Raw genomic sequence first — 21,918 nt, 5'->3', positions numbered from 1 at the left:
GCGGGCGGTGCCCGCTGTTTTTTTTTTTTTTTTGCCCTCGTGTCCTCCGGACGGGCATGTCCGTGGCATGGAGCGCTTGGGGAAGCGCGCAGGGCAGAAGCGTGGGCGGGGGCGGCCGGCGGGTGCCCTTCATACAATGTGGTGTTCACCAGTGGGTATGAGGTGACAGGGCATGACGGCGAGGAGGGATCGTGTGAACGTGATCGCAAGAGCGGTCGACACCACCGTCTCGCTGTCCAGGGCACAGGCCCGGGCATTGAAGGATCGGGGCATCACGGCGGTGGGGCGGTACCTCGGCCGCAAGACGCACGGGTGGTCGAAAGCCATCACGCTGGCGGAAGCCCGCGCCATCACCGACGCGGGTTTGAAGATCTTCAGTATCTGGGAGTCCAACCCGACCCACGCGGGCTACTTCACCCGCGCTCAGGGGGTGAGCGATGCCCGGCAGGCGGTGGAAGAAGCGCGCTGGGTCGGGCAGCCGGGCGGGAGCACCATCTACTTCACCGTGGATTATGACGCCAAGCCGGCCGATCTCCCGGCCATCTCGGCGTACCTGGACGGCGTCCGGGAGGGCCTCGCCGGCGCCTATTGCCTCGGGGTGTACGGAGGAATCCTCGTCATCAACTCGGTGTCGGCAGACCACTACTGGCAGACCATCGCCTGGTCGCGCGGGCAGCTCTCCGCCAGGGCAGATGTGTATCAGATCGAGGTGGACACGGTGTTGGCTGGGATGGACGTGGACATCGACAACATCTATGGCGATCCGGGGTGGTGGACGGTGGCGCTGTATCCCACGATTCACGCAGAGGTTGAAGGAAAGGACATGGCGGCGATTGTGGTCAACGGATCGACGTACGTGTTGTACACGGCCCTCGACCTGTTGGGGACGCCCTATCATCTGGTGACGGAGAACGGGCGGTACACCGGGATGATGAACATCAACGGGGTGAACGTGCAGGGGGTCATCTACGAGGGGTCCACCTACATCCCCTGGACGGCGCTAGCGCCGAACATCCAGGCGCAACCGCTGCCGGGGGGCGGGTGGAATTTCGTGCTCCCGCAGGCGCCCGCCACAGACGTCGCGCCGACCGATCCGCTGGCCGCGGCCGTGACCTTTTCTCTACAGCACAAACTGATGACCAACGACCCCAGCGGAGCGTTTCATCCGGAGCGGCCGGTGACCCGCGGCGAGCTGGCGACGGCCTTGATGGGGCTGTACAACACCTTGAAATTCAACGGAGGGTGACATTCATGAACGTGTCGGTGTGGAACGACCTGTTGACCATCCTCGGCACGGCCGTCACCGTGTTGGCTGGCCTGTTCGGGATCAACCGCCGGTGGCCGCTGTTGACCAAGACCATCCAGTGGCTGGAGCACGACGGAGCCACGTTGATTGAAGATGTCGGGAAGTTGGCAAAGGACGTTTCCAGTGCGCCCTTTTTCCAGTCCGGGGCCAGTGATGGCGGCAGTGGCGCCGCCGGAGCGGGGGGCGGCAGGGCGGGCGGACCGGGCCGCTCCTCCGGGGCGGGTGGGGCCGCGGGGGCGTCCGGCGCCCCGGGGGCAACGCCTGCGTCGGACGCGTTGCTGCGCACGGAACTGGCCCGGGTCGCCTTGGTGGGGCTGCACGCCTTCGGGCAGGCCCTCGACAGCCTGTCGGCGGACCAAAAGAAGGCCTTGGCATTCTACATTGCCAGCCGGGTTCCGGGAGTGACCGAGCAGGAAATTGAGGCGGCCTTGCAGGCCATGCAACGGGAGGCTGACGCCGCCGCCCGATCGGCGCTGTTCCAGAGCGCCAACGCGTTCACCGAGGCGCAGAAGACCCTGCAGTGGCAGCAGGAGCGAAAGGAAGCGTGAGCGCTGGGCGCACACCTATGCGGGCGCTCGCCCATCCGCATACGCTGTGGCAACCACACGGTCGAGGAGGATGGAGGATGAACGCGGGCTGGGGCGGATTCACCAAATGGGTGGTCGTGTTTCTGATCGTGTACGTCCTAATTGTGCTGTTGATGCCTTATGAGGCGGACCGCTGACCGGCGAACCCTCGCAATCTTCCATCGGTGACCGAATCCTATAACAAGATGGAAATGTGGGAGACGATGGACATGGCGTTGGCTTATTGCATGGTGTGCAGAACCTGGATGGATGTGCGGGACATGGTGTACACGTTCCGGACCGGATTCGTCCGGGTATCGGGCGTGGATCACCCGCTCGGCGTGTGCGGCAAGCGCGACGAGCCGCATCTGCGCATCGTCTCGCCGATCTTGCCGCGCCGGGAGGACCCGGTCCTGTCTCCGTACGTGGGCCGAACGGACTCGTGGACAGGGGCGTAGCGTGATTCAGTTCTGAAGACGGGGTGGACGAGCATAGGGTGATGGGGAGAAGGGCGGATGCACCGCCCGACACCCGCGTCCGGAGGGATGTCCTGTGCGCTCGTCCTCGTATCTGAAGGTGTTGGCGGTCCTGGTCGGTGCCCTGTGCTTTGCGGCGGCGGCGATGGCGGTGGTACCGCACAGCCGGCTACGGGCGGACCGATGGACTCGTGTCCAGGTGGCCCCGGGGGACACCCTGTACGAATTGGCCCGGCGGTACGATCCCGCCGATGACTACCGCGTGGTGGTGCAGTCCATCCTCGAGGCGAACCACCTTCCCTCGGCGCAGATCTACCCGGGGCAGACGCTTCGGATTCCACTGCACAATGGCTAGGGTCAAAATATCCGCGGCGTTACGAATCAGGGGCCGGTCCCTCCGGCCATGACGGCCGGGACGCCCCCAGGGGCCAGCGGGCGCCATTACGACAGGACCTGCCGGGCGTACCGAATGCGCGCCAAGGCGAAGTACAAAGCGGTCAGCGCGATGTAGATCCCCGCGACGACGGCAAACACCGGCCACGGGTTGCCCTTGACGGCAATCAGGTGAGAGAAGTCCACCATGGCCACCGTGCTGTGAACCAATCCCACCACGACCGGTGCGAAAAAGAGGAGGAGCAGTTCCCGCGTCAAGGTCCCCAATACTTCCTGATCCTGCATGCCGATCCGCAGGAGGCTTGAGAACTGCCGCTTGTCTGCAGCCATTTGCCACTGCAGCCGGAAGTAGAGGGCCGTCGCGCAGGCCATCAGAAAGAGGACGCTGACGAAGAAACCGGCGAAGATCATGGTTGACAGCGTCTGAGTCACCTCCTCATCCACGTGGACGCGCGCCGTCAAAAACGGCTTTTGAACCTCATTCAGGCGATTTTGCAGTGCCGACGTGGCCACCAGGGAGTGTTTCCAGTCGGGCACGTCAAACCCGGTGATTTGGTATTTCGACGTTTCTGGCAGGGATTTGGACAGCTTCGCGTAATCTGCATCCGACACTTCCAGCACGAAGTCCGAAATCTTGCCCGTTTGTTCGTTCATGATGCGCGCGTCGTATTGCCCGTTGACATGAAAGGACATCTTCGGGGCCTCGAGCACGCGAATCTCACCCGTTGGAAACACCGGTTTTTGGACAACCAGCGGATAGTTGACGAAGAAGTTGGCTCGCCCTGAGTCCGGGGCCGGCGGAGCAACCTTGAGAAAACTCCGCGTTTCAGGCTCCGCATCCATCAAATGCTGGCGAACCCGTTCAAACGTCGAGGCAGAGACGACGGTGATGTGCACGGGCTGCGATCCCGCCCGGCCCACCTCTTCCACGCTTGCAGTTGCGACTGGAAAGGTCACCTGGCCGGAAACCGGCGTCCCGGACTCGGACAATTGGCGCTTCACGTCGTCTGGCGTCAATGGAAAAGTGCCGGCTTGCGGTTGAATGAGCATGACGGGGAACGGATCGACCTGGGTCGAGTTTTGGTGGAGCACGGACTTCATGCCAAACACCGCTCCCATTCCGCTCAACACCGTGGCCGACAACAGCGTGACCACCGTCAGCACCAGCGCGTTGTCTTTCACGCGGTGGGCAAACCGGGCGATCACCAGCAGCGCCACGCCGTGCAGGGGCCGTTTCCGCAACGCGTTGAGGACTTTCACGGAAATTTGCGTAAAGAGAAGATACGTGCCGAGTGCCGTCAACCCGATGATGGGAAAGAAGTTGACGATGATGTTCAGGCTTTGCGCAACGGCGAGATAATAGGCGACCGCGATGGCCGCAACACCCAGAGCGACCAGCCACCAAGACGCCTTGTCCGCCCTCTGCCGCGCCTTGTCGGCCAGCATCAGGCTCTTCGGCGTGTGCAGGGCGGTGCGTGCAGCCGTGATGAGTCCCTCGAGGACGAACACGGCTCCGAAGAGCGACACCGTGAGCAGAATGGACTGTTCGGGCAGTGCGAATGGAATGGACACAGGCAAGTTCAGCAGTGCGCCCATGGCCATCAGGAAGAGCTTGAGAAACAAGGCCCCGAGCGCGATACCGGCCACTATGGCCACCAAGCCGGTGACGATGCTTTCCACAAACACGGTTCGCCACACTTGCACCGGCGTCATTCCAAGCACCCGAAAGAGCGCGAATTCGTGGCTCCGCATGCGAATGAGCGCCGCATGGAAAAACAGGATGAAGAACACGGCAAAGAACAGGATGATGTACTCGCACCCGCCGAGCACGTACCTGGCATTGGCGGCCATATAGCCCTGTTTCATGTGAGGATTCAGGGTGAAGCTGGAGAACATGAAATACACCAGGACCGCGCAGGTGCTCGACGCCATGTATCCCAGGTACCTCCTGGCGTTGTGGAGGAGGTTCTTACATGCGAGTCGGCGCCATGTCATGGTTGGTTCCCTCCAATACCGCCAGAGCGTGCAAGATTTCCTGGAAGAATTGGCTGCGCGAACTCGGAGCGTCCAGATGCGAGAAGACCTGGCCGTCTTTGATGAAGACGACCCGCTTGCTGTAGCTGGCGGCGAATGGGTCGTGCGTCACCATGAGGATGGTCGACTCCTGCTCTCGGTGCAGTTTGGCAAAAATCTCAAGCAGGGCCTTCGCGGACGCCGAATCGAGGTTTCCCGTCGGCTCATCCGCGAGGATCAATGCGGGATGGTGCACAACCGCTCGAGCCACCGCGATTCGCTGCTGCTGCCCGCCGGACAGCTCATACGGGTACCGATCTGCATGTTCGCCCATCCCCAGGTACTCGAGCACCTCGAGCACCTTCTTTCGCACCGCTGCCCCCCGTTTGCCGTCGAGAGCCAGCGGGAGCGCCACGTTTTCGGCCGCCGTCAAGCTGTCCAGCAGGTTGTAATCCTGGAATACAAACCCGAGTTGCCGACGGCGGAACAGCGCCAGTTCGGACGCGCGCATCTTGGCCAGTTCCTGCCCGTGGATGCGCAGTTCACCGCTCGTCGGCCTGTCGATGCCCGCCAAGATGTTGAGCAACGTGGTCTTGCCGCTGCCGGACGGGCCCATGATGCTCACGAACTCCCCCCGGTTGACTTCGAGATCGATTCCGTTGAGCGCCTTCGTGACGGCACCCGCGTGTCTCGATCCGTACACTTTGGTCAACCGCTTCGCCGTGAGGATGTTCACGGTGTCATACCTCCTGTTGCTTCGTCTCACCGTGAGTATGCCAAGGACAGGGTCCGCCGTGCCTTGTGCGAACCTTACATCCACGCCCGTCAATCTTACAATTTTGTCACTCCGTTTTTCCGCCGCCTTCTTTTGCCGCCGTCCCCGTCATCGCGGGACGATAGTAGTCCGCAGCGTAAATCCGGAACACGACGGTCGTCCCACGGCCGACCTCGGAAGAGACCTCCACCTCATGGCCCAGGCGATCCGCTGCTTCCTTGACCAGGTACAACCCCATTCCCGTCGCCCGCGAGTGCGTGCGCCCGTTGTCGCCCGTGTAGAATGGCTGAAACACGTGGCGAATGTCGCGCTCCGGGATGCCGATCCCCTCGTCCCGAAACGCCAACCGGACCGTGTGTTCGTCCTCGGATACTCGAATTTCAAATGACGAAGGGAGGGCTTGGCCATGCTCGTCCACCTTGACGCCGTACTGAAGGGCGTTGCGGATGATTTGGTCAACCATGAAAGACAGCCACTTGCGGTCCGATACGACCCAGACCGCATGAGGGGGAGCTTCCAACCGCGGGTACAACTTGCGGCGGATCCACGCGCTCTTATGGTGGTTCACAACGTCCCGGACCAGCCCCACGACGTCAAGCCGCTCCATCCTGGCGTCGAACGAGAATGCGTTTAGGCGCGACGTGTACAGCATCGCGTTGATGGATGCTTCCAACCGGCGGCACTCTTCGTCGAGCGTATCGAGCTGTGCGTCCGTAATTTCTCGCCTCTGGTGATCTGCCCTGCGGTCTCCCGTCCCCTGCCGCAGTTCCTGTTCCAACAGCTGCAGGACCGTCACGGGTGTCTTCATCTGGTGAACAAACCGCACGGTGAAGGTTTCGAAGAAGTTCTGGCGCTCCTCCAATGCGGAAATCTGAGCACTGTAGGCGGTTTGATAGCGTTTCAGGAGTTCATTGAACCACCGCTGCTCGTGCGTGATCGCCCGCAGCGGAACGTCGCCGGACTGCAGGGACAGTTCCTCTTCGAGACGGGCCCTCATGTCCTGATAGAACGGCCGCCGCAGCAGGTACTCGACGAGGACATACATGAAGAGCGCAAACAAAGCCAGCAGCAGCGAGTACAGAACCAGCGGCCAGCGTAATATTACACCCTGTTCCAACGCGGCAAACCAGCAGACGAGCCACAACAACCCCGTGCCGGCCAGGAAGAACGCGATCACCCGCCACTGATCCCTGAGAAATGCCCAGAACGTCATCTAGATTGCCCTCCACTCCAATCCAGCCGGTAACCCAATCCCCGGACGGTGACAATCGAGCCGTCCAAGCCGAACGGCTCCAGCTTGCGGCGCAGCCGTGCGACGTTCACCGTCAACGTGTTGTCGTCCACGAATTCAGCGTCGTCCCAGATGGTCTCCAAGAGTGTGTCGCGCGTGACCACCTCGCCGTTGGCAGCGAGCAGTTCGCGCAGCAACGTCCCTTCCGTCTTCGTCAGAGATTCGGTTCTCTGGTCCGATTCCAAGACGAGTTTTCTTAGGTCTATCTTCACGTTGCCGACGACGACCACGTCAGGGACAGCTTCACCCTGTCGAGGAATCTCCGCGTACTCTCCATAGGTCCTTCGCAGCAGCGCACGAATCTTCGCGATCAGAACGTCCGGATGGAACGGTTTTGTAACGTATTCGTCACCGCCGCTGTCCAGCGCGTACACTTGGTCCATGGAACCGTCCCGTGCCGACAGGAAGATGATCGGCGCCTTGGTAAACGAGCGAATTTGCCGACACCAGTAAAAGCCGTCATAGTAGGGAAGGTTGATGTCCAGCAAGATGAGGTCGGGTTGAACCTGCCTCGCTTCCTCCGCCACGTCGCGCAGTTCCTCGGCGACGTGCACCTCGTATCCAAACCGCTCTAATTGTTGCTTGAGATAAGACGCCAAGGCCGCGTCGTCTTCAACAAGAAAGATGTGGTTGTACAGTTCGATCAGCCCCTTCAAGCGAATGTCCGTGATGTGCAGGTACACAAGATTTTCACGGACATGGGTATTTTGCCTGAAACGGACGATGTAGCAAGGATCGATCCGAATGTCTGTCTTGTCATGTATGGTACAACTTCTCGAATGACATGAAAGCATGTCGCCCAACGGTTAAAGAGGATGTCATCCCATCTTTCGTCCGACATCTCCTCATCGCTCCCCAGGTGCGGGTCGATGCCGGCGTTTGAGCGGTCACGGTGTAGATGGCAGTCCACTGAGCCCGTCCGATAGAATGAATTGTGGATTTCTTGGCCAGCTCGGTTTCCACAGTCCGATGAGAGGGGGCCTCCAGCCGTATGGAAGATTTGCGCTTTCCCATTGGCGCTTACGAACCCGCCCGAGAAGTGAGCGCCGGACAACGGCAACAGTGGATACAGGAGATCGCAACGCAGCCAACCATCCTGCGCACCACAGTCGAGAGGCTTACAGATGAACAGCTAGATACGGCCTATCGTCCGGGGGGATGGACGATTCGACAGGTGGTCCACCATTTGGCGGACAACAACATGAATGCATACATTCGGTTCAGGCGAGCCTTGACGGAGGAAGTGCCCGTCACACCACCATATCGGGAGGACTTGTGGGCTGAGCTCGGTGACTACCGTGAGATGCCTGTGGAACTATCTTTAACGCTTCTTGAGGTACTGCATCAGCGCTTTGTGGTCTTGCTCCGCGCCCTCCGGACACAGGACTTCCGCCGAACATTTTCCCATGCCACGTTGGGTGTGATGAATCTCGACATGGCCCTTCATCGGTTCGTGTGGCATGGACGACATCACATCGCTCAGATTACGAGATTGTGCGAACGAATGGGTTGGCGATAGGCTTTGGCACGGGCTTGGAGGATGATCGACGCACAGTGAAAATGAGAAGTCTCGAAGCGCGGATCGCAGAACTGATACAAGCCGCCAACGACATCGGGCTGAATGCCACCGATGGGCAAGTGTTGTCTGACGGCGGCAATCTGATTGTTCGCTTGCTCCCGTAACATGGACCCGGGCCCACACCCGGTCGGGAACTCATGGTTTATCGTCTGGGAGTATGTGTCTCCTGTTGAGCACTCAGAATTATCTGTGGACGAGGCCTGTGTTGGCGACGAGTAGAAAACGGTCTTCATGTTTTGGCGCAAATTGTCTGACACGAAGCGGTAAAAAAAGTAGACGTCGGCGTTTCATTTGTCTGTTGAGTCGGGGGGTGAATACTATTCAGGTTGGTGTACAAGTCACACCGGAAGTCAGTCTGCTGGACGAACCCGTCCATATTCAAATGGATGGCTTACCACCCGATTCGCCCGTTACCGTCACGGCAGAAACCAACAATATTCTTGGACTCCCTTGTTCAGCACGATCATCCGCGACATTTATCGCCGATTCAAATGGCAGAGTGGACTTGGACACGCATCAACCTGTCTCTGGTAGTTACGATTGTGTGGATGGCATGGGTTTGTTTTGGTCAATGGAGATGAAGGATGTCCAATACACTCGTGTATATCGGAATGCAGATTTGCGTTATGAACCGAGAGAAACTGTGGTGCAATTCTATGTCCAAAGGCAAAGGGAGATCATCGGGACAGCAAGCTGCGTCCGAAGGCTGTACGATCCACACGTTCAGGTACTGGATATCACAGAACCGGATATGGTGGGGAAGCTGTTCTTTTCAAAAGGGAGTGCTCCGGCCCCTGGAATCATCGTGCTCGGAGGCGGTGAAGGGGGTCTAGCGTCACCCATGACGTATGCAGCGCTACTGGCGTCGCATGGATATCCGTCATTGGCATTAGCGTATTTCCGTTTTGAAAACCTGCCGCAAAATTTACGGGAAATCCCGCTGGAATACTTTGAGAAGGCTATCCAGTGGCTCAAGGGTCATGCGGCATGCAATGGACAAATTGTCGTGTACGGGCGGTCCAAGGGGGCAGAATTATCGCTTTTGCTCGGTGCCAGATATCACGAGATTTCCGGTGTCATCGCGTCCAGTCCGAGTTCCGTCGTGTGCGTTGGAGACATTCAGCGAGATGAGAGTGGAAGATACTTAACGTATTCATCGTGGTCGGTGGACGGGCATCCGATTCCGTGCGTACCATGGTCTGATGGTTTATGCACCGAGGCAGAGCAGTGTCTGAACCATAGATTGCGCATGGATCATGTACACCGAACCGCGCTTTTGCAAGCTGGCGACCTTAAGGAGTATGAGATACCGGTCGAGCGGATACACGGTCCTGTTCTGCTCATCTCGTCCGGAGATGATCATTGGTGGCCAGCTACACTGCACTGTGAGCGGATCAAACAGCGGCTACGTGAACATGGAACGTCTTACGAATGTGTTCACCTTGATTACCCTGACGCTGGACACGTGATTCGGTTTCCGGGTGTGCCAACCACGCAATTGCGAATGAATGGCGGAACCGCGAAAGCAAATCACCATGCTTCCAGAGAATCGTGGGGAGAGATCTTGGCTTTCTTGGGACGCCTATCCTCACTAGGATACGCAGAGTCATTCGACTGACCGAGTATCGTAGTGGAACACGTGCGTCGAGGAGGGTATCGGGTTGATTCGATTGATCATTTGGGATCTGGGGGACACCCTCACCACCCCGCCCCCTGGCGGTCAGGACAAAGAGCCTCTCGATACGTATCACGATATCAAGCTGCGACCCGCTGTTCTCGAGGTGCTGGGGACGCTTCACGAGAAGGGCTATTACCAAGCAGTTCTCAGCAACACAGCGGTGAGCGACAGCGACACCGCTCGCCGCACACTCAAAAAACTTGGCATAGAAGCGTATTTTGACCATATCCATGCCACAGCGTCAGAACTTGATCCCTCCAGACCCGGGAAGCCGGACCCTGTCGTTTTCCAAAGAGTATTGGACACCCTGAGAATCGTTCCAGATGAAGCGGTTATGGTAGGGAATACATGGGACACAGACATCCTCGGAGCGAACCGCAGTGGCATGCATGCGATCTGGCTTCAAAATCCAGAGGTCTGTGTGCGTAAAGACTTTTCTACGTCAGTTGTCACGCCGCCATGGATCTTGCCCGTATGGGATGTTCAGAATGTGCCAGAAGCCATCGCTCTCCTGGTTGGAGAAGGTCGATTGGACCAACAGGCAGCCGCCCCCCGAACGAAGGGCTTCAGCCACGTTACCATCGATGTGTCCAATCTAAGAAAGTCGCTTGAGTTTTACGTTCAAACGTTAGGTATGAGGTTGGTTCACCAGGGTCGACGGGACGCGTATCTGGAATGGGGCACGGCATGGGTTTGTCTGCAAGAGCGACCGGAGATGCCGCCACAAAGCCCGCAACTCGGTGTGGACCACGTGGCATTTTACATCGCTCCAAAAGAATTTCATTCGGCTGTCGAGACGCTGCGTCAAGCGAAAATCACCATCGTCAGAGGTCCAGTGGAACGCGGCGGTGGCTGGACCGTAAATTTTCTCGATCCGGATGGGACACAGCTCGAATTTCACACAGGAACGTTGGCTGAACGCATGAAGGTATGGACTTGAACATGGACAATAGTGCATGACTTTCACGAACACGGAACGGGGATGGGAGGCCGAATGACGAACACAGGCGCAAAGATTGAAGTATTGCATCCACAAGGACAAGCTGACATTCGCTGGCTCCAAGAACTGTGGAAATCCGAATGGGGCGGGGACATTATGCTCAGCCGTGGCCATGTCTATCGGCTTGTCGACCTGGAATCCCTCATCGCCAAGGTCGATGGCCAATTTGTCGGCGCCGCGACGTATCGCTTTGATGATAACGGCGGTTGCGAACTGATGAGCATCAACGCCACAAATCCAGGTGGCGGAGTGGGTACACAGTTGCTCCAGGCGGTAGAGGACGAAGCGCGCGCGGCTGGTTGCCGTCGGGTGTGGCTCATAACCAGTAACGACAATGTGGAAGCGCTGCGGTTTTATCAGCGGCGTGGTTACCGAATCGCAGCCGTTTACCCTGGAGCGATTGATGAAGCGAGAAAAATCAAACCGGCCATTCCCTTGATTGGAAACCACGGGATCGAGATTCACGACGAGATCGAACTGGCAAAAGAGTTTGGTGTATGCTGACCGCATGATCAAACCGGAGACTAAGGGGATTTTCAGCCCCTTTGCGGCTGGTGACAACGGTTTGGCGGGAACGTGTCGGAATCGAACCGACCGGCGACGCACCACGCCGCCCACTTGGTTTTGAAGACCAGGAGGGACACCAGTACCCCATCCGTTCCCATGGTGTCGGCCCGTTAGCCAGTATAGACCGGACGGGCCCCGAACTCAAGCGTGCCTCCGTTGTATCTCGGCCTCAAGAGGGGCTGGCACAGCGGTCCAGATGGACCGCTGACCGGCCAAATACTGGACCCCATGCGGCCTTTTTGGGTCGCACGGTACCATCAGCGTCCACCCGGCAGTTCACCCGGCTGCCCGGCCGGCCGATGCGCGGGACGGTGCGCCGCGAGGTGCGCGAAGACCCGTTCGGCGGCTCGCTGTCCGTCCGCGATGCAGTCGGGGACTCCGACGCCCCGGTAGGCTGCCCCCGCGAGTACGACGCCCGGGAGGGTGCGCTGCACGGACTGTTCGACCTGGGCCACGAGGGACAGGTGGCCGACGTCGTACTGCGGCATGGCGTGGTCCCAGCGGGTGACGATGGTGAACCACGGGGATGCGTCCAGCTGGATGAGCCGGCTGAGCTCGTTCCGGACCATCGCGACCATCTCCGCGTCGGTCTGCTGAAGGCCCTCCTGCTGCCCGTCCCGCCCCACGTAGCAGCGCAGCAGCACGCCCTTGCCGCCGGCGGCGTGGGGCCATTTGCTCGACACCCAGGTACACGCGGTGATCCCCAGCCCCTCCTGACGCGGCACGACGAACCCGGACGCGTCGAGATTGGCGGGTACGCTGCCCGGGCGGAAGCCGAGGATGACGGTGGCCGTGGAGATGTACCGCACGTTCTCCAGGCGGCTGGCGACGGGACACAGCGGCCCCACCAGGCGGGCGGCGGCAGGGGCTGGGGTTGCGACGATCACGGCGTCCGCCGCCAACCGTTCATCGCCGTCCGGCCCCGTGATGTCCACGGCGTAGCCGTCGACGGTCCGCTGGATGGACACCGCCGCCGTTCGGGTGCGGATGTCCGCCCACTCGTACAGGGTGTCGTACAGCCGTTCCACCAGTGTCTCCAGCCCGGAACGCAGGGTGACGAAGGCGCTGCGGACGCTTTCTCCGTGTCCACTCTTTTCCGGGGCAGAGGCTGCCGCGCGGGAGGCGGCCCGGCGCTCACGGATGGAGCCGAGGATGAGGCTGCGGTACTGCTCCTCCAACCTGCGGAACTGGGGGGCGGTCGCGAGGAGGCTCAGCCGATCGATGCTCCCCGCGTAGATCCCGGCCAGCAGGGGCTCCGCGACGTGATCCACGACCTCATCACCTACGCGGCGGCGCAGGAACGCCCCCACCGATTCGTCTTCGTCCCGGCTGCCGCGCGGGAGGACGAGATCCAACAGGGCCCGGGCCTTGCCCGCGGGGGACAGGAGGCGCGTGCGGGCAAAGGGCGCCCAGCGGGTGGGGATGCCCATGTTGGTCCCGGGTGGGATGGGTTCGAGCCGCCCGCGGAAGGCAATGTAGGTCTTCGTCGCCTGCGGGCTGGTGCCGACCAACTCTCCTTCCACACCCAAGCGGCGGATGAGGCCCACGCCCGCGGGCTTGCGCGCCAGGAGCGAATCCGGCCCCGCCTCCATGACAAAACCGTGCTCCCGATAGGTGCGCACCTTCCCGCCGACTCGGGTGGCCTGTTCCAAAAGCGTGACGCGAATCGGCATCCGTTCGCCATCTGCGCGGTCCTTTAACGCGAGTGCAGCGGCGAGGCCCGTGATCCCGCCGCCGATGATCACCACCCGCGCGTTCTGGCCGGACGGGTCACCCATGGTGATCGCCCCGGGCAGCCCGGGACCGGACCACGTCCGCGAGGCCGGCGATGAACAGCGGATCATCGTTCAGCGACGCGGTGCGCACCAACTGGACGCCCAATTCGGCGGCGAGGCGCTGGCAGTCGATGTCCACGTCGTACAACACCTCCAGGTGATCTGCGACAAAACCGGCGGGGCAGACGACCATGCGCCGCCGGCCCTGCCCGGCCAATTGCCGGATGACGTCGAGGATGTCCGGTCCGAGCCAGCGGTCGTCGGTACGGCCCGCGCTCTGCCAGGCGAAGGTGTAATCGGTGACACCGGCCAAGCGGGCAACCGCTTCCCCGGTCTCGCGCAGTTGGCGGGGATAGGGATCTCCCGCTTCCACAATCCGCTCCGGAAGGCTGTGGGCCGAGAAGATGACGGTCGCCGGAGTGCCGCCGGGCGCACCGTCAGTCGCCTGGGGGGTGGACCGGCTGCCGGAAACCGCACCGTCCGAAGACGCCCCCTGGGACAGCTTGGCGAGGGCTGCGGTCACCCGCTGCGCCAGCGCCTGCAGAAATTGCGGCTGCAGGTGCCAGCTGTCCACGTGCCACAGGCGCGGGCCCGCCTCCGCGGCAGCTTGGTCTGCCGCCGTCTGGTAGCTCTTCACGCTCATCGTGGAGTAGTGCGGCGCCAGGACGAGGGTGACCGCGGTTTGGATGCCAGACGCAACCATGTCCCGGACGGTGTCCTGAATGAACGGTCGGGTGTGCTTCATGCCCAGAAACACCCGCCACCGCCCGGGTCCGTCGATTTCATCCAGCCGCGCCTGCAGGGCGGACGCCTGCCGGCGGGTGATTTCGTTGAGCGGCGAGACCCCGCCGATGGCTTGGTAACGGGCCTTGAGATCGGCCAGCAGCTCCGGGGTCGGCGGCCGGCCGTGCCGGATGTGAGTATAGTACGCCTCCACCTCGTCGAGGCTCGTCGGGGTGCCGTAGGCCATCAGGAGGACGCCCACCGGTTCTGTCATGCGCCATTCCTCCCCGCGCCGATGCGCAGCGCGCTGTATTCGTGGACGAATTCGGTCAAGCGGCGCAGCGTGTCGACGGCCACCGGCGGCTGGTGGTAGACCACGCCGTGACCGAGGTTGAAGATGAAGCCATCGGCCTCCAAACCTTGATCGATCACGCTGCGCGCCCGCCGCTCAATCTCCGGCCAGGGGGCCAGGAGCAGGGCGGGGTCCAGGTTGCCTTGGATAGCCACGCCCCCGCCCGTGCGGCGTCTCGCCTCGCGGATGGACACCCGCCAGTCGACTCCGACGACGCTCGCGCCCGCTTCCGCGAACAAAGGCAGCAGTTCGCCGGTGCCCACCCCGAAATAGATGGCGGGGACGCCCGTGTCCGCGATCGCCCCGAAGATGCGCCGCATGGCGGGCAGGACGTGCGCCTGGAAATCCTCCGGGGCGAGGCTGCCGACCCAGCTGTCGAACACTTGAACGGCGGCGGCCCCGGCATCGATCTGCATACGGAGGTAACGGATGACGACGTCCGCGAGTTTGTCCATCAGGGACTGCCACACCGCGGGCTCGGACCACATGAGGCGCTTGGTCTTGAGGTAATCCCGCGATGGCCGGCCCTCGACGATGTAACTGGCGAGCGTAAACGGTGCCCCCGCGAATCCAATCAAGGGTACGTCGACGGAGTCGCAGATGAGGCGAACGCTCTCGGCCACGTAGGGCAGTTCGGCGGCGGGATCGTACACTCGAAGGCGCGCCACGTCGGCCGCCGACTGCACGGGATTGTGGGTGACGGGCCCCACGTGTTCCACGATGTCGAAGTCGACGCCCATGGGCCCCAGGGGGACCATGATATCGGAAAAGAGAATGGCCGCGTCGACCCCGAGCTGGGTGACCGGCAACCGGGTCACTTCCATGCACAGCTCGGGGATGCGGCAGATGTCCAGCAAGGAGTAGCGTTCGCGCAACTGCCGGTACTCCGGTTGATAGCGACCGGCTTGGCGCATGTACCACACCGGCACGTACGGCACGGGCTGCCGCTGGCAGGCGAGCAAAAACGGGTGTTGGGCCATCTGCGTCCTCTTCTCTGTCTGTCATGGGGATACCAGAGAGCGCGTCTCCTCCGGCATTTCTTCCCTAGTTATACCGATTGAAGAAGTGGTGATGCAACCGCGGCGGGACGTCGACGGAAGGATTGGAGAGGGACGTTCGCCGAACTGTCAATTGCCGGCGCGGCCAGGTATAATACGGGCAGGGAGGCCGGTGTTGACACCGGCTGAGTGGGAGGTGCCGGATTGTGACCATGGAACTTGACTTTTACGCCATGATGGTACAGCCGATGCGGGATGAATTGACGCAGATCGGATTCGAAGAGCTCCGCACACCGGAGGAGGTGGACCGGGTGATGCAGGAGAAGACGGGCACCACCCTGGTGTTTGTCAATTCCGTGTGCGGCTGCGCCGGCGGGATCGCCCGGCCGGGTGTGGCGTTGGCGCTGCAACAGGAGAAGCGGCCGGACCGGTTGGTGACGGTGTTCGCCGGCCAGGACAAAGAGGCGACCGCACGGGCGCGCGAGTACTTCGAGAACAACCCGCCCTCGTCGCCTTCCATCTGGCTGTTCAAAGACGGGAAGCTGGTGGACCAACTGCACCGCAGCGACATCGAGGGGACGAGCGCCGAGCACGTCGCCGACCGGCTGCGGGCGATGTTCAACCAGTACTGCTGAGGGTGCGGAAACCCAAGGGGCCGTCCGAATGGGCGGCCTTCCTCTTGTACGCCCGGCATGGGCGGTCTCTATAGGGTGAAAGTCCCGAACGGGGGTTGGCGACATACCTACCGTTAGCCAAGAGCAAGGGTGTCCATCGTGAGGTGGAATCCGAAGGAAGCTGGAGACAAACTCTCGACCCGAGGTACACGAACCGCATCTGAGGCTGTCACAGTTGGATGAGTTGACAAGGCACAACGAAGTCCGAAGTCGCCAAGGGTTGTGGCAGTAAATGCGGCGGGTGCATGAGAGGAAAGGGGCCGTTCTTATCCGGGGAGGCCTGTCCGGTACGCCGGCAGAGCCGGTAACCGCCGTCGAGAGGCGGCGCTGAACGGACAGGAGTCAGCAGAGGCCATAGTACGTAGGCGAGCGCTCGCCCGCGGAAGGGCCGAACATGAAACGAGGATGGACTACATGCGTTCATGCGACGAGCGACGACAGCAGAATACCCCGCAAGGGGCCTCCGCCCGGAGAGTAGCGGTGAAGCCGCGAGAGGCCGAGATTGGAGGGCCGAGTTCGTCGTTGGCACAAGTGCAGACCCCATCCTGCGAAGAGGGTGACTCCCTGCTGGAGAAGATGCTGGAGCGGGAGAACCTGCTCTTGGCGCTTCGTCGAGTTGAGGCGAACAAGGGGGCGCCAGGGGTGGATGGCGTGACGGTAACACAACTACGGTCGTACATCCAGACCCACTGGGCTGACATCCGTCAGCAGCTGTTGGCGGGGACCTACAAACCGCAGCCCGTCAGGCGGGTCGAAATTCCGAAACCCGGAGGTGGGGTGCGGGGACTGGGAATCCCCACCGTGATCGACCGATTCATCCAGCAGGCGCTACTCCAGGTGCTGAACCCGATTTTCGACCCGGAGTTCTCCGACAACAGTTTCGGATTCCGGCCGGGGCGGAGCGCCCATGATGCGGTGCGCAGGGCACAGCAATACATTCAACAGGGTTACCGGTGGGCAGTGGACCTGGATCTGGCGAAGTTCTTCGACCGAGTGAACCACGACAAGCTCATGGCGCGTGTGGCACGGAAGGTCAAGGACAAGCGGGTGCTCAAGCTCATCCGGGCTTACCTGAACGCAGGCATCATGGCGGACGGGGTGGTCGTACGCAACGAGGAAGGGACACCGCAAGGCGGCCCCCTCAGCCCACTGCTCGCCAACATCATGCTGGACGACTTCGACAAGGAGCTGAAGAAGCGAGGACATCGGTTTGTCCGCTATGCGGACGACTGCAATGTCTACGTGAAGTCGCGCAGGGCGGGCGAGCGAGTGATGGCGTCACTGACCAGATACCTGGAGGGGACACTGAAACTGCAGGTCAACCAGGAGAAGAGTGCGGTAGACCGGCCGTGGAAACTGAAGTTCCTCGGATTCAGCTTTCTGCCCGACAAGCTGGCCACGATACGCCTGGCACCGAAGACGCTCGAACGGTTCAAAGAGCGGGTGCGCCAGATCACCAGCCGCTCACGAAGCATGCCCATCGCGGAGCGCATCAGACAATTGAACGCGTACATCATGGGATGGGTGGCGTACTACCGGCTGGCGGAGATGAAGCGGCACTGCGAACGGTTCGACGAATGGATCCGGCGCAGGCTGCGGATGTGCATTTGGAAGCAATGGAAACGGGTGCGCACGCGGTATCGGGAGCTACGCGCGTTGGGGCAACCGGAATGGGTGGTGCACATGACAGCCAATTCACGGCGAGGGCCGTGGTTCATGGCGAGGATGCTGAACCAGGCCATGGACAAAACGTACTTCGAACAACTGGGACTGCGCAGTCTTCAGGCGAGATACCTTACACTTCGTGGTGTTTCATGAACCGCCGTATGCGGACCCGCACGTACGGTGGTGTGAGAGGACGGGGGCTAGGCGCCCCCTCCTACTCGATTATCGATGTGGGTACCAGCGCGTTGGGCTGTGTTACAATGAATGGGACATCGTCCGAGGAGGGACCGCGGATGGCCGTGATGACTGGGGACAAGCCGTACCGGACGGCGCAGGAAGCGTTGACGCGCGTGAAAAACATCTTTTGCGTGGGGCGGAATTACCGTGATCACGCGGCGGAGTTGGGCAACGACGTCCCGACGAAGCCGATGATCTTCGGCAAATCGACACATGCCCTGGCCGTGGCCGATGGGGTGGTGCGGGTGCCGGCCGAGCGTGAGAACGTCCATCATGAGCTGGAGATCGTACTGTGGATGAAGGGGGCCTATCAGCCGGGGCCGCGCTGTCCGATGTGGTCGGCGGCATCGCCCTGGGCCTCGATCTGACCGACCGGGACGCCCAGACGGCGCTGAAGAAGGCGGGGCAGCCCTGGGAGTTTGCCAAGGGGTTCCAGGGATCGGCCGTGGTCACCGACTTTTACGAGGTGGCCGACTGGAACGCACTGCTCGAGACCCCGTTTGAACTGCGCATCAACGGGCGAATTGCCCAATCTGGGCGTGCCAAGGACATGATCTTTCCCTTCGACACCCTGATCGGCTACGTGAGCACGCATTTCGGCCTCGACGCGGACGACCTGCTCTTCACGGGTACACCGGCCGGGGTTGGCCCGCTCCGCGACGGGGACGAGCTGGAGCTCGTCATGGACGGGCGCGTGTGGGGCCGCTGCCGTGTGGTCAAGTAAAGGCGGCGTGGGCAAAGGGCCATCGTAAGGAGGGGATGTACCGATGCCACGCACGCACGGGATGGAACAGTATTTGGAAGGCATCTATATCCTGCAGGCGGAAGGGGTCACGGTGCTCTCCTCCGTGCTGGCCGACTACCTGGGCGTTTCACGGCCGACCGTGTCGCAGACGATCGCGCGGCTGACATCGGCCGGGTACGTGCGGTTCGGGGAGGGCAAGGAGTTGATGCTCACCGATCGAGGGCTGGAGCTGGCCGAATCCATCGTCCGCAGGCACCGGCTTCTGGAGCGATGGCTGACGGATGAACTGGGCCTCGACTGGGCGGACGCCCACGTCGAGGCGGGTCGCTTGGAGCACGCGATCTCTCCGCTCGTCGAGGAGCGTCTGATGGAACGCCTGGGCCGGCCGACCACCTGTCCACACGGCAACATCATCCCGGGCTCCGGTGCGCACCTGCCGCCGAGCCGACCATTGGCGGAGGTGGAGGGCCCGGCCGAAGTGAAGGTGGTGCGCATCCTCGAGCAGGCGGAGGAAGACCTGGATCTCCTGCGGTTCTTGCACCGGGCAGGCATCGTGCCCGGGGCGGCCATCCGCCGCGGAGAGGTGGCGAGCCCTTATGAGGCAGGCGTTCCCGTCGAGGTCGGCGGCCAACGGTATGCGCTGGACGAGGAGGTGGCGCGGCGCATCCTGGTGGCGCTCCCGGATCCGGCATAAAAGCAGCCGGTGTGGCTCAGCTTAAAGGGCGGAGCCGCAAAGGGAGTGTTCACATGCGCCGTTTTGTCTTTTGGAGAGGTTGGCTTTGTGGTCTGTGCGCCGTCCTGCTGAGCATGCTCTTCGCCATGCCCGCCGAAGCAGCGGCCCGGCGCGTGGGGATCAACGCCCGGGCCGCGGTGGTGATGGACGCCGAGAGTGGAACGGTCCTATACAGCAAGAACGCGGACGTTCCGCTCTATCCGGCCAGCACCACAAAATTGATGACCGCCATCCTGTTGGTCACCCATCTGAACCCCGAAGACCCCGTATACATCAGTGAGGAGGCGGCGCGGCAGCCGAGAGTACGGTTGGGTCTCAAGCCGGATACGACCATCACCGCGGAGGACGCCCTGCACGCCGTCCTGATGAAAAGCGCCAACGACGTCGCCTACGCCGTCGCCCAGACGGTCGGAGGGTCCCAGGAAGGGTTCGCGCGCATGATGAACCTCAAGGCGCGCCTCATCGGATGTACGCACACCAACTTCGTCACGCCCAATGGGCTGCACGACGATGATCACCTGTCCAGCGCGCACGACATCGCGCTCATCCTGCGCGAAGCCCTTCGCTACCCGCGGATCGTGGCGGCACTGCAGACCAAACAGTACACGGTGGCCGGTAAAACCATCCGCAACGGCAACCGGTTTGTGTATCTGGAGTCTGCACCGTTCGGCGAAGTGATCGGCGGCAAGACCGGATACACCTCCAAAGCGATGTACTGTTTGGCGTTCGCCGCGCGCCAGGACGGCAAGGTCCGCATCTCGGTGGTGCTCGGCGCTCCCCGTAAGAGCCTGATGTACCGGGAGACCCGCCGATTGCTCGAGTATGCCGAGCGGGATGCCCGCGTGCAGCTGGTGTGAAGAGAATGGGGCGCACCGGTTGTCACCCCCCACTGACAAGCCGCAAGGAAACGAATGGAAACAAGCCGTTCCCACATACACATACGGTGATCGGGCGGTGAACCGGGACGGGGGCCGCCGCAGGCTGCCGCGTGGGAGGGGATGGGCGTGCAGCGTCGTTCCGTGGCACTGGCTTATGTCCTGTGGTTTTTCCTCGGCTATCTCGGAATTCACCGCATGTACTGCGGGCGCGTGGCCAGCGGCGTAGCCATGTTGGCCTGCACCGTGATCGGCTGTTTGACGTTCCCCATCTTGGTGGGGCACCTGCTGTTGTTCATCGTCGGCGTGTGGTGGCTCATCGACCTGTTCCTGACGGCGGGGATGGCGCAGCGGGGGTGAGTTTCCATTTGCACCCCGCGCCCGCATCTGGTACCCTTCTTCCCGGGAATGGGAAGGAGGTCGGACAATCGTGTTGAAACCGATGCGAATCGGCGACGTCGTCATCGACACCCCGGTGATCCTGGCTCCGATGGCTGGGGTGTGCAATCCGCCGTTCCGGCGGATCGCCAAGGAGTTGGGCGCCGGGATGGTGTGCGCGGAGATGGTCAGCGACAAAGCCCTGGTGCACGGAAGCCTGAAGAGCCACATGATGCTGACCATCCTGCCGGACGAGCACCCGGTCAGCCTGCAGCTGGTCGGGTACGACAAGGAGTCGATGGTGTTGGCCGCCAGCATGGTCGGTGAGACGAACGCCGACATCATCGACATCAACATGGGTTGTCCGGTTTTGAAGATCTACAAGAACGGGTCGGGCGCGGCGCTGGCCCGCGATCCCAAGTATGCGGCGGAGATCGTGCGGGAGGTCGTCGCGCACGTTCGCAAACCGGTGACGGTCAAGTTCCGCAAAGGCTGGGACGACGATCACGTCAACGCCGTCGAGGTCGCCCTCGCGGTGGAGGAGGCGGGCGCCAAGGCGGTGGCGGTGCACGGGCGAACGGCGAAGCAGATGTACACCGGGCGCGCCGACTGGTCCATCATTCGCAAGGTGAAAGAAGCGGTGAAGATCCCGGTCATCGGCAACGGGGATGTGGTCGAGCCGGAGGACGCCAAGCGGTTGCTGGAAGAGACCGGGTGCGACGGGGTGATGGTCGGCCGGGCGGCGCTCGGCAACCCGTGGATCTTCCGCGAGATCACCCACTACCTGCGCACCGGCGAGAAGCTGCCCGCGCCGTCGGCCCGGGAGCGCATCGAGGTCGCGGTGCGGCACCTGCATCTGCTCGTGGAGTACAAGGGCGAGGTCATCGGCGTGCGCGAGATGCGAAAGCACGCCGCGTGGTACGTGAAGGGGCTGCCAGGGGCCGCGCGGATGCGCGACGTGATCAACCAGCAGACCACGCTGGCCGGGATGGAGTCGGTGTTGTGGAGTTTCCTGGAACAGGTCCCTCTGGCGGTTTGAAGACGCGGTCCCGTGCGGGAAGGCACGGGACCGTTCACGTCTTAAGGAACACCGGCACGAGCAGGCGGAGGCCGGACGGG

At 61.9% G+C, this 21,918-nt stretch carries 25 protein-coding genes, 1 tRNA gene and 1 pseudogene; 18 read left to right on the top strand and 9 right to left on the bottom strand.

All coding sequences use genetic code 11. The annotated features are described in order from the left end of the window. Nucleotides 1–193: 193 nt before the first annotated feature. The 4 genes from N687_RS22015 to N687_RS0105760 all read left to right on the top strand — a co-directional run bounded on the left by N687_RS22015 (nucleotide 194) and on the right by N687_RS0105760 (nucleotide 2,703). A complete protein-coding gene (locus N687_RS22015; protein ID WP_051662990.1) occupies nucleotides 194–1,246 on the top strand; it encodes a glycoside hydrolase domain-containing protein in 1,053 nt (350 codons plus the stop codon). Nucleotides 1,247–1,251: 5 nt separating this feature from the next. Beyond that, on the top strand, nucleotides 1,252–1,854 hold the full coding sequence (locus tag N687_RS24345) for a hypothetical protein (protein WP_029420951.1): 603 nt from the start codon (nucleotides 1,252–1,254) through the stop codon (nucleotides 1,852–1,854). A gap of 248 nt (nucleotides 1,855–2,102) precedes the next feature. Next, nucleotides 2,103–2,330 (top strand): hypothetical protein, encoded by a 228-nt coding sequence (locus tag N687_RS0105765; RefSeq protein WP_035462074.1) that lies wholly within the window; start codon nucleotides 2,103–2,105, stop codon nucleotides 2,328–2,330. A gap of 94 nt (nucleotides 2,331–2,424) precedes the next feature. Continuing rightward, nucleotides 2,425–2,703: a LysM peptidoglycan-binding domain-containing protein gene (locus N687_RS0105760; protein ID WP_029420949.1), complete on the top strand. Its 279-nt coding sequence runs from the start codon at nucleotides 2,425–2,427 to the stop codon at nucleotides 2,701–2,703. A gap of 86 nt (nucleotides 2,704–2,789) precedes the next feature. Here the strand turns inward: N687_RS0105760 and N687_RS0105755 are convergent, their stop codons facing one another. The 5 genes from N687_RS0105755 to N687_RS25420 form a co-directional block, all read right to left on the bottom strand. After that, complete coding sequence (locus N687_RS0105755; RefSeq protein WP_029420948.1) at nucleotides 2,790–4,673, bottom strand: FtsX-like permease family protein; 1,884 nt, start codon at nucleotides 4,671–4,673, stop codon at nucleotides 2,790–2,792. 37 nt (nucleotides 4,674–4,710) lie between these two features. Then, complete coding sequence (locus N687_RS0105750; RefSeq protein WP_029420947.1) at nucleotides 4,711–5,490, bottom strand: ABC transporter ATP-binding protein; 780 nt, start codon at nucleotides 5,488–5,490, stop codon at nucleotides 4,711–4,713. A 106-nt stretch (nucleotides 5,491–5,596) separates the two neighbouring features. After that, a complete protein-coding gene (locus N687_RS0105745; RefSeq protein WP_029420946.1) occupies nucleotides 5,597–6,742 on the bottom strand; it encodes a sensor histidine kinase in 1,146 nt (381 codons plus the stop codon). Further along, on the bottom strand, nucleotides 6,739–7,503 hold the full coding sequence (locus N687_RS0105740) for a response regulator transcription factor (protein WP_419670120.1): 765 nt from the start codon (nucleotides 7,501–7,503) through the stop codon (nucleotides 6,739–6,741). The genes N687_RS0105745 and N687_RS0105740 overlap by 4 nt, the downstream gene beginning before the upstream one ends. Next, nucleotides 7,473–7,730 (bottom strand): SDR family NAD(P)-dependent oxidoreductase, encoded by a 258-nt coding sequence (locus N687_RS25420; RefSeq protein WP_197029213.1) that lies wholly within the window; start codon nucleotides 7,728–7,730, stop codon nucleotides 7,473–7,475. The genes N687_RS0105740 and N687_RS25420 overlap by 31 nt, the downstream gene beginning before the upstream one ends. 81 nt (nucleotides 7,731–7,811) lie before the next feature. Between N687_RS25420 and N687_RS0105735 the strand changes: the two genes are divergently transcribed. The 6 genes and pseudogenes from N687_RS0105735 to N687_RS0105710 all read left to right on the top strand — a co-directional run bounded on the left by N687_RS0105735 (nucleotide 7,812) and on the right by N687_RS0105710 (nucleotide 11,581). After that, nucleotides 7,812–8,339, top strand: a complete 528-nt coding sequence (locus tag N687_RS0105735) for a YfiT family bacillithiol transferase (protein ID WP_029420944.1) — start codon at nucleotides 7,812–7,814, stop codon at nucleotides 8,337–8,339. Nucleotides 8,340–8,374: 35 nt separating this feature from the next. Next, the gene (locus N687_RS25080) at nucleotides 8,375–8,503 is read left to right on the top strand and encodes a hypothetical protein (RefSeq protein WP_269320486.1); all 129 of its coding nucleotides are present in this window, start codon (nucleotides 8,375–8,377) and stop codon (nucleotides 8,501–8,503) included. A 206-nt stretch (nucleotides 8,504–8,709) separates the two neighbouring features. Continuing rightward, on the top strand, nucleotides 8,710–10,017 hold the full coding sequence (locus tag N687_RS22885; protein ID WP_197029212.1) for an acyl-CoA thioesterase/bile acid-CoA:amino acid N-acyltransferase family protein: 1,308 nt from the start codon (nucleotides 8,710–8,712) through the stop codon (nucleotides 10,015–10,017). A 43-nt stretch (nucleotides 10,018–10,060) separates the two neighbouring features. After that, nucleotides 10,061–10,468, top strand: a pseudogene (locus N687_RS25075) (HAD family hydrolase); the annotation flags it as partial. A 138-nt stretch (nucleotides 10,469–10,606) separates the two neighbouring features. After that, nucleotides 10,607–11,017 (top strand): VOC family protein, encoded by a 411-nt coding sequence (locus tag N687_RS0105715; protein ID WP_029423580.1) that lies wholly within the window; start codon nucleotides 10,607–10,609, stop codon nucleotides 11,015–11,017. A 54-nt stretch (nucleotides 11,018–11,071) separates the two neighbouring features. Beyond that, nucleotides 11,072–11,581: a GNAT family N-acetyltransferase gene (locus N687_RS0105710; protein ID WP_029420943.1), complete on the top strand. Its 510-nt coding sequence runs from the start codon at nucleotides 11,072–11,074 to the stop codon at nucleotides 11,579–11,581. Between the two features lie 62 nt (nucleotides 11,582–11,643). Here N687_RS0105710 and N687_RS0105705 read toward each other — a convergent pair. The 4 genes from N687_RS0105705 to hemE form a co-directional block, all read right to left on the bottom strand. Further along, nucleotides 11,644–11,740, bottom strand: a tRNA-Sec gene (locus tag N687_RS0105705). A gap of 161 nt (nucleotides 11,741–11,901) precedes the next feature. Continuing rightward, entirely contained in the window at nucleotides 11,902–13,422 is a 1,521-nt protein-coding gene (gene hemG / locus N687_RS0105700; protein ID WP_051662989.1) for a protoporphyrinogen oxidase, read from the bottom strand. Further along, entirely contained in the window at nucleotides 13,415–14,416 is a 1,002-nt protein-coding gene (locus tag N687_RS0105695) for a ferrochelatase (RefSeq protein WP_029420941.1), read from the bottom strand. Before N687_RS0105695 ends, hemG begins: the two co-directional genes overlap by 8 nt. Then, the gene (gene hemE / locus N687_RS0105690; RefSeq protein ID WP_029420940.1) at nucleotides 14,413–15,474 is read right to left on the bottom strand and encodes a uroporphyrinogen decarboxylase; all 1,062 of its coding nucleotides are present in this window, start codon (nucleotides 15,472–15,474) and stop codon (nucleotides 14,413–14,415) included. The genes N687_RS0105695 and hemE overlap by 4 nt, the downstream gene beginning before the upstream one ends. Nucleotides 15,475–15,695: 221 nt before the next feature. On the opposite strand from hemE, the gene N687_RS0105685 reads away from it, so the two are divergent. The 8 genes from N687_RS0105685 (at nucleotide 15,696) to dusB (ending at nucleotide 21,838) form a co-directional block, all read left to right on the top strand. After that, complete coding sequence (locus tag N687_RS0105685; protein ID WP_419670151.1) at nucleotides 15,696–16,127, top strand: BrxA/BrxB family bacilliredoxin; 432 nt, start codon at nucleotides 15,696–15,698, stop codon at nucleotides 16,125–16,127. A gap of 453 nt (nucleotides 16,128–16,580) precedes the next feature. Next, nucleotides 16,581–17,984, top strand: coding sequence for a group II intron reverse transcriptase/maturase (gene ltrA, locus N687_RS0105680; protein ID WP_029420938.1), 1,404 nt, complete (start codon nucleotides 16,581–16,583; stop codon nucleotides 17,982–17,984). A gap of 140 nt (nucleotides 17,985–18,124) precedes the next feature. Beyond that, entirely contained in the window at nucleotides 18,125–18,436 is a 312-nt protein-coding gene (locus tag N687_RS25270; RefSeq protein WP_331280126.1) for a fumarylacetoacetate hydrolase family protein, read from the top strand. Then, the gene (locus N687_RS20750) at nucleotides 18,361–18,792 is read left to right on the top strand and encodes a fumarylacetoacetate hydrolase family protein (protein WP_331280125.1); all 432 of its coding nucleotides are present in this window, start codon (nucleotides 18,361–18,363) and stop codon (nucleotides 18,790–18,792) included. The genes N687_RS25270 and N687_RS20750 overlap by 76 nt, the downstream gene beginning before the upstream one ends. A gap of 43 nt (nucleotides 18,793–18,835) precedes the next feature. Continuing rightward, nucleotides 18,836–19,507 carry a metal-dependent transcriptional regulator gene (locus N687_RS0105670; protein WP_029420937.1) on the top strand — a complete coding sequence of 224 codons (672 nt, stop codon included), beginning with the start codon at nucleotides 18,836–18,838 and terminating at the stop codon, nucleotides 19,505–19,507. 53 nt (nucleotides 19,508–19,560) lie between these two features. Beyond that, nucleotides 19,561–20,403 carry a D-alanyl-D-alanine carboxypeptidase family protein gene (locus N687_RS0105665; RefSeq protein ID WP_081841179.1) on the top strand — a complete coding sequence of 281 codons (843 nt, stop codon included), beginning with the start codon at nucleotides 19,561–19,563 and terminating at the stop codon, nucleotides 20,401–20,403. Nucleotides 20,404–20,550: 147 nt separating this feature from the next. Continuing rightward, nucleotides 20,551–20,781, top strand: coding sequence for a TM2 domain-containing protein (locus N687_RS0105660; RefSeq protein ID WP_231493407.1), 231 nt, complete (start codon nucleotides 20,551–20,553; stop codon nucleotides 20,779–20,781). 82 nt (nucleotides 20,782–20,863) lie between these two features. Then, the gene (gene dusB / locus N687_RS0105655) at nucleotides 20,864–21,838 is read left to right on the top strand and encodes a tRNA dihydrouridine synthase DusB (protein WP_029420934.1); all 975 of its coding nucleotides are present in this window, start codon (nucleotides 20,864–20,866) and stop codon (nucleotides 21,836–21,838) included. Nucleotides 21,839–21,918: the final 80 nt, after the last annotated feature.

It is taken from the genome of Alicyclobacillus macrosporangiidus CPP55, assembly GCF_000702485.1.
Classification (GTDB): domain Bacteria; phylum Bacillota; class Bacilli; order Alicyclobacillales; family Alicyclobacillaceae; genus Alicyclobacillus_H; species Alicyclobacillus_H macrosporangiidus_B.
The sequence above is the reverse complement of the archived record's forward strand: the minus strand, read 5'-3'. Positions and strand labels throughout refer to the sequence as shown.

Excerpts from the sequence above, each read along its gene's own strand:
- N687_RS24345 (WP_029420951.1), top strand. The coding sequence starts at position 1,252 with ATGAACGTGTCGGTGTGGAACGACCTGTTGACCATCCTCGGCACGGCC.
- N687_RS0105765 (WP_035462074.1), top strand. The coding sequence starts at position 2,103 with ATGGCGTTGGCTTATTGCATGGTGTGCAGAACCTGGATGGATGTGCGG.
- N687_RS0105755 (WP_029420948.1), bottom strand. The coding sequence starts at position 4,673 with ATGGCGTCGAGCACCTGCGCGGTCCTGGTGTATTTCATGTTCTCCAGC.
- N687_RS0105745 (WP_029420946.1), bottom strand. The coding sequence starts at position 6,742 with ATGACGTTCTGGGCATTTCTCAGGGATCAGTGGCGGGTGATCGCGTTC.
- N687_RS0105735 (WP_029420944.1), top strand. The coding sequence starts at position 7,812 with ATGGAAGATTTGCGCTTTCCCATTGGCGCTTACGAACCCGCCCGAGAA.
- N687_RS0105710 (WP_029420943.1), top strand. The coding sequence starts at position 11,072 with ATGACGAACACAGGCGCAAAGATTGAAGTATTGCATCCACAAGGACAA.
- hemG (WP_051662989.1), bottom strand. The coding sequence starts at position 13,422 with ATGGGTGACCCGTCCGGCCAGAACGCGCGGGTGGTGATCATCGGCGGC.
- N687_RS0105695 (WP_029420941.1), bottom strand. The coding sequence starts at position 14,416 with ATGACAGAACCGGTGGGCGTCCTCCTGATGGCCTACGGCACCCCGACG.
- hemE (WP_029420940.1), bottom strand. The coding sequence starts at position 15,474 with ATGGCCCAACACCCGTTTTTGCTCGCCTGCCAGCGGCAGCCCGTGCCG.
- ltrA (WP_029420938.1), top strand. The coding sequence starts at position 16,581 with ATGCGTTCATGCGACGAGCGACGACAGCAGAATACCCCGCAAGGGGCC.
- N687_RS25270 (WP_331280126.1), top strand. The coding sequence starts at position 18,125 with ATGGCCGTGATGACTGGGGACAAGCCGTACCGGACGGCGCAGGAAGCG.
- N687_RS0105670 (WP_029420937.1), top strand. The coding sequence starts at position 18,836 with ATGCCACGCACGCACGGGATGGAACAGTATTTGGAAGGCATCTATATC.
- N687_RS0105665 (WP_081841179.1), top strand. The coding sequence starts at position 19,561 with ATGCGCCGTTTTGTCTTTTGGAGAGGTTGGCTTTGTGGTCTGTGCGCC.
- dusB (WP_029420934.1), top strand. The coding sequence starts at position 20,864 with ATGCGAATCGGCGACGTCGTCATCGACACCCCGGTGATCCTGGCTCCG.